The organism is Alkalihalophilus lindianensis, from assembly GCF_032843265.1.
Lineage (GTDB): Bacteria > Bacillota > Bacilli > Bacillales > Bacillaceae_D > Alkalihalophilus > Alkalihalophilus lindianensis.
Genome location: NZ_JAWJBA010000542.1, coordinates 1 through 260 on the forward strand (window position 1 = coordinate 1; position 260 = coordinate 260).

Here is a 260-nt window from a genome sequence, read left to right on the forward strand (position 1 = left end):
TTGCATGGGTATTCGCGCGGTCGCGAGCGCGCCATTCTCTCAAGCTGACGCAGGGGCAGCCGTTACTCCCCGAGAGCGACTGCCGCCCCAGAGCCCGCCGGACGCGCTGCGCCAAAAAATGCTGTCCGATACCTCCTACCTCAACCCCACCTACGACCCCTGGGTCGTCTGCGCCTCGATCGCCCTCGCGATCTTCGCGTCCTACGTCGCTCTCGACCTCGCCAAACGGGTGCGCACCCCGGACCGTGCCGTGGTGTTCG

1 protein-coding gene is annotated in these 260 nt (G+C 66.9%); it reads left to right on the forward strand.

Annotated elements, in window-relative coordinates; genetic code table 11:
- Nucleotides 1-118: 118 nt before the first annotated feature.
- Nucleotides 119-260: MHYT domain-containing protein (locus RYX56_RS25985; RefSeq protein ID WP_369293567.1), on the forward strand; the 142-nt coding region annotated here is incomplete at its 3' end.